At 53.6% G+C, this 1,808-nt stretch carries 1 protein-coding gene; it reads right to left on the minus strand.

Features of this window, described 5'->3' with window-relative positions:
- A partial coding sequence (locus EQP46_RS24155; protein WP_338068759.1) for a beta strand repeat-containing protein occupies positions 1 to 1,808 on the minus strand: 1,808 nt, incomplete at both ends.

Raw genomic sequence — 1,808 nt, forward strand, 5'->3', positions numbered from 1 at the left:
TTTGATAGTGATTTCTTCACCGTTCGCCAGTGTGACGGTAATGTCGTTTTGGGCTTCACCGCCCACGAGGGTTGCGGTGTAAGTAATCTGGCCACCTTCGTTGACCTTGTCAGACGCAGTGAGTTTTACGGTCACGGTGTCCATGGTGTCTTCAACAGAGACGGTGACGCTGTCTGGTGAGGTCAGAGATTCAAAKTCACCGCCCGTGAYGGTYACGTCATAGGTGGTGTCAGACGCATCAACCACAACGTCTTCACCGTTGTTGATATCGAATGGCGTGGAGGTCACCAAGGTACCCGGCGTGTAATCGGTGCCGAAGGTGAGGGTGGCCCCGTTGCTTAGGGTTACTGTTACATCAGTCTTTGGCGTGTGGTCGAGCGAGCCTGTGATGGTGGCTTTGTCTGTGCCTTCTTCAACCGTGACATTGTTCAGCGTCAGGGTGGCCGCATCGCCGTTTTCGAYGATATCWKCCACAGTCGTGGTGACGGTTGCGCCATCTGCTTGMAGGTCTTCCTGCTTAGCGTTGTCGCCCGTCTCGGTGATGCTTGCAATGCTGTTGGTGATGTTAGCGGACGCATAGATGTCACTCTCGACGGTGATGTCTATTTCACCGGATGTTTCGTTAGCCTCGATGGTGATGGTTTCACCATTGACCAATGTCACTGTGATGTCATTCTTGGCAACGCCACCTTCCAATGTCGCCGTGTAAGTGATCTTGCCACCTTCGTTGACCTTGTCAGGCGCAGTGAGTTTCACGGTCACGGTATTGATGGTGTCTTCAACAGAGACAGTGACGCTGTCTGGTGAAGTGAGGGATTCAAAGTCACCGCCCGTGACGGTTACGTCATAGGTGGTGTCAGACGCATCAACCACGACATCTTCACCGTTGTTGATATCGAATGGCGTGGAGGTCACCAAGGTGCCTRGCGTGTAGTCGGTGCCGAAAGTGAGGGTGGCCCCGTTGCTTAGGGTGACCGTCACATCAGTCTTTGGTGTGTGGTCGAGCGAGCCCGTGATGGTGGCTTTGTCTGTGCCTTCTTTGACCGTGACATTGTTCAGCGTCAGGGTGGCCGCATCGCCGTTTTCGATGATATCAGCCACAGCAGTGATGACGGTTGCACCATCTGCTTGAAGGTCTTCCAGCTTAGCGTTGTTTCCTGTCTCAGTGACATTGGCAATGCTGTTGGTGATGTTAGCGGAGTCGTAAATGTCGTTGGCAACATTCGTGGTAACAGTACCTGATGTTTCGCCTGCGGTGATGGTGATGGTCTCGCCATTCGCCAGTTTGACGGTAATGTCACTTTGGGCGATACCGCCTTTTAGCGTTGCAGTGTAAGTGATCTCGTCCCCTTCGTTGACCTTGTCAGACGCAGTGAGTTTGACGGTGACGGTGTCCATGGTGTCTTTAACAGAGACAGTGACGCTGTCTGGTGAAGTGAGGGATTCGAAATTACCGCCCGTGACGGTCACGTCATAGGTGGTGTCAGACGCATCAACCACGACATCTTCACCGTTGTTGATATCGAATGGCGTGGAGGTCACCAAGGTACCCGGCGTGTAGTCGGTGCCGAAGGTGAGGGTAGCCCCGTTGCTTAGGGTTACTGTTACATCAGTCTTTGGCGTGTGGTCGAGCGAGCCTGTGATGGTGGCTTTGTCTGTGCCTTCTTCAACCGTGACATTGTTCAGCGTCAGGGTGGCCGCATCGCCGTTTTCGATGATATCAGCCACTGTAGTGGTGACGGTGGCGCCATCTGCTTGCAGATCTTCCAGCTTAGCGTTGTCACCCGTTTCGGTGATGCTTGCAATGC

This window comes from Enterovibrio baiacu, from assembly GCF_004120195.1.
Lineage (GTDB): Bacteria > Pseudomonadota > Gammaproteobacteria > Enterobacterales > Vibrionaceae > Enterovibrio > Enterovibrio baiacui.